Origin of the sequence: Streptomyces sp. NPDC051940 (assembly GCF_040680895.1) — a bacterium.
Classification (GTDB): Bacteria; Actinomycetota; Actinomycetes; order Streptomycetales; family Streptomycetaceae; genus Streptomyces.
In genome coordinates this window covers 1-3,189 of record NZ_JBFAXR010000264.1, presented here as the reverse complement: position 1 = coordinate 3,189, position 3,189 = coordinate 1, and the positions used below count along the sequence as shown (strand labels likewise).

The 3,189-nt window shown below is 73.5% G+C and carries 3 protein-coding genes; 2 read left to right on the top strand and 1 reads right to left on the bottom strand.

The annotated features are described in order from the left end of the window. Nucleotides 1–171: 171 nt before the first annotated feature. The gene (locus tag AB0M28_RS40205) at nucleotides 172–1,146 is read right to left on the bottom strand and encodes a carbohydrate kinase family protein (RefSeq protein WP_365415762.1); all 975 of its coding nucleotides are present in this window, start codon (nucleotides 1,144–1,146) and stop codon (nucleotides 172–174) included. A 63-nt stretch (nucleotides 1,147–1,209) separates the two neighbouring features. Between AB0M28_RS40205 and AB0M28_RS40200 the strand changes: the two genes are divergently transcribed. Both AB0M28_RS40200 and AB0M28_RS40195 read left to right on the top strand, forming a co-directional pair. Beyond that, a complete protein-coding gene (locus AB0M28_RS40200) occupies nucleotides 1,210–1,437 on the top strand; it encodes a hypothetical protein (protein ID WP_365415760.1) in 228 nt (75 codons plus the stop codon). A 111-nt stretch (nucleotides 1,438–1,548) separates the two neighbouring features. Beyond that, nucleotides 1,549–3,084, top strand: a complete 1,536-nt coding sequence (locus AB0M28_RS40195; protein WP_365415758.1) for a hypothetical protein — start codon at nucleotides 1,549–1,551, stop codon at nucleotides 3,082–3,084. Nucleotides 3,085–3,189 lie beyond the last annotated feature (105 nt).

The window sequence follows — 3,189 nt, the reverse complement described above, 5'->3', positions numbered from 1 at the left end:
CCAGAGCACGGCCAGGCGCAACGCCTGGAACGCGGTGCTCGAGGACCGCCGCCGGGCCCGGGACCGCCGGGAGACGGTCCCGCCCGGCCCCGTCCCAGGTCACACCTGAGCCCGTCCGGCGTTTGAGGACTGAGGCGCGAAGCGCCGAACCGCGTCAGCCGACGCAAGGGATCACCGAAGGTGCTGCTGGACCTCGTGAGCCGCGTCAACGCCGTAGGCCTTGGTGAACCGCTCCATGAAATGGCTGCGCCGCAGCTCGTACTCCTGCGTCCCCACGGTCTCGATCACCAGCGTCGCGACCATGCAGCCCACCTGCGCGGCGCGCTCCAGGCTCACACCCCACTGCAGGCCCGCGAGGAAGCCGGCCCGGAAGCCGTCGCCGGCGCCCGTCGGGTCCGCCTTGCGCTCCTCCGGGGGGCACTCGACCTCGATGGTCTCCGCGCCGAGGGACTCTATCCGCACACCGCGGGAGCCGAGCGTGGTGATGCGCGTGCCGACCTTGGAGAGGATCTCGGCGTCGGACCAGCCGGACTTGGACTCGATGAGCCCCTTCTCGTACTCGTTGGAGAAGAGGTACGTGGCGCCCTCCAGCAGCGCCCGGATCCGCTCCCCGTCCATCCACGCGATCTGCTGCGAGAAGTCCGCCGCGAAGGGGACGGAACGGGCGCGGCACTCCTCCGTGTGGCGCAGCATCGCCTCGGGGTCGTCGGCGCCGATCAGCACGAGGTCGAGCCCGCCCACCCGGTCGGCGACGGTCTTCAGCTCGATGTGCCGGGCCTCGCTCATGGCGCCGGTGTAGAAGGAGCCGATCTGGTTGTGGTCGGCGTCGGTCGTGACGACGAAACGGGCCGTGTGGAGCATCTCGGAGATACGGACGGAGTCCGTGTCCACGCCGTGGCGGTCGAGCCAGGCGCGGTACTCCTCGAAGTCGAACCCGGCGGAGCCGACGAGGACCGGCCTCGCACCCAGCTGGCCCATGCCGAAGGAGATGTTGGGACCGACCCCGCCACGCCGGATGTCCAGCTTGTCGACGAGGAAGGACAGCGACACCGTGTGCAGCTGGTCGGCGACCAGCTGATCGGCGAAGCGCCCGGGGAAGGTCATCAGATGGTCGGTCGCGATGGATCCGCACACAGCAATACGCACGACGCGCAGCCTACCGTTTGGTAAGGCTTTCTCACCGGGAGAGGGGTGCGTAACGTCGGTGATATGGCAAAGCACCTGCAGCACCACGCATCCGTCGAGGCTCCGCTGGAGCTGGACGGGGGCCTGGCCGAGCTGCGCGACGACTGCGCGCTCATGGCGCCGCACTGGACCGCGGTGGCGCCTGTGGGCAGCGCGCCGCTGCCGCCCTCGCGGATCAGCGGCCTGGCGCGGATCATTGTCCCACCGGCGTCCGCCGCACTGCTGAGCGGGATGTCGGAGTACGGCGACTAGTCCGCGCCGCTGACGGGCCCGCCCGGCCCGCTCCCGGCGGAACCGCGGCGCCCGCTCTCCCGTCCCATCGGCAGAACCGACCGATGCCGTACGCAGGCGGGAGCACCGAACGTGACCAGTGAACACTCCGCAGGCCCGGACGAGCGCGCCACGGGCCGGTTCCGGCGTGTGCCCGTGCTGGCGGCCGCCGTCGCCCTGGGCGTGATGCTGGCGGGCGGCGGGGTCGCCTATACGGCCGCACAGACCGGCGGCGATTCCGGTCGGGAGGCGTCGCGCTCCGACGACGCCGCCCCCCGCGACGAGACCCCTCCCCCGGTGCTGGAGCTGACGCCGTACGGCACGGGGGCGGTGTCGCAGTGGCCCGGCGTGCCCCTGCGGGCGACGGGCGAGCTGCCGTCGGACGGGCCGGAGTCGGCCCCGGTGTACGGGGCGACCGCCGCGGTCACCCAGGAGGCGGTGGCACGGCTGGCGGAGGAGTTCGGGCTGGCCGGTCAGCCGCGGCGCGAGGGTGACGCGTGGCTGGTGGGGGCGGCCGGGGACGGGCAGGGCCCGCTGCTGCGGGTGGCGGTGACGGCGCCCGGGGCCTGGTCGTACACGACGTACGCGGCGGGTTCGGGTGGCGATCTGGACTGCGTGGCGCCCGAGGTGCAGGGCGAGGGCTGCCCGTCGTCCGACGGGTGCTCGGAGACCAAGTGCGTGGACGGACTGCCGCCGGTGTCCGAGCGTGCGGCGAAGGAGGCGGCGGCCGGCGTACTGCGGGCGCAGGGCTACCGGGAGGCCGCGTACGACGCCTCGCGGACGTACGGGTCGCTGCGGACGGTGGAGGCCGATCCGGTGGTCGGCGGACTGCCCACGGCGGGGTGGCGGACCCGGCTGCAGGTGGACCACGACGGCAAGGTCGCCCTGGCGAGCGGGCAGCTGACGACGCCGGCCGAGCGGGAGACGTACCCCGTGGTGGGGGCGGAGGAGACGCTGCGGGCGCTGAACAAGGCACGGGCGCAGTGGGCGAAGCTGGGCTCGGCGCCGGACTGTGCGACGGCGGTGCCCTATGGGTCGGACGGGTCCGTCGGGTCGGGCGGCGGGTCGGACGCGGTGCTCGGCAAGGACGGTGAGGTCGGCGAGGTGCAGCCGTGTCCGCCGGTCAAGCAGGCGCCGCTGGCGGTGACGGGTGCGGAGTTCGGGCTGTCGGCCGCGCGGACGGCGGCCGGACAGCAGCTGCTGGTGCCGTCGTGGCTGTACGAGGTCTCCGGGCACGGCGTGATCGCGTACCCGGCGGTGGCACCGCGGTACGTACGCGAGGCGCCGGCGGCGACGCCCACGCCCTCGCCGACACCGACGCCCGGGGCGCCGGGGACGGGGCGGCCGTCGGATCCGTCGAAGGTGCGGCATGCGGTGGCGGTGACGTCGTACGCGGCCTCCGGCAATGAGGTGAAGGTCACCTTCTGGGGCGGGGTGTGTACGGCGTACAGCGCGTCGGCCGAGGAGAGCGGTACGTCGGTGACCGTCCGGGTCGTGGGTGAGGACGAGCCGGGCAAGGTGTGCATCGAGCTGGCCAAGGAGTTCACGCTGACCGTGAAGCTGGAGCGGCCGCTCGGGGAGCGGGCGGTGATCGACGGGGCGACGGGGAAGCGGGTGCCGCGGGGGTAGGCGGATCCGGGCCGCACAAGGCCAATCCGGTACGGGCCGCGCTCATCGCCTCCGCCGCCCGCCAGGTGCCGGCGCTGGCCGGTGTCCTGTACGCCTGCCTCGCCG

Bases quoted from the DNA above. Each gene is read 5' to 3' on its own strand.
- AB0M28_RS40200 (WP_365415760.1), top strand. From the start codon at position 1,210: ATGGCAAAGCACCTGCAGCACCACGCATCCGTCGAGGCTCCGCTGGAG.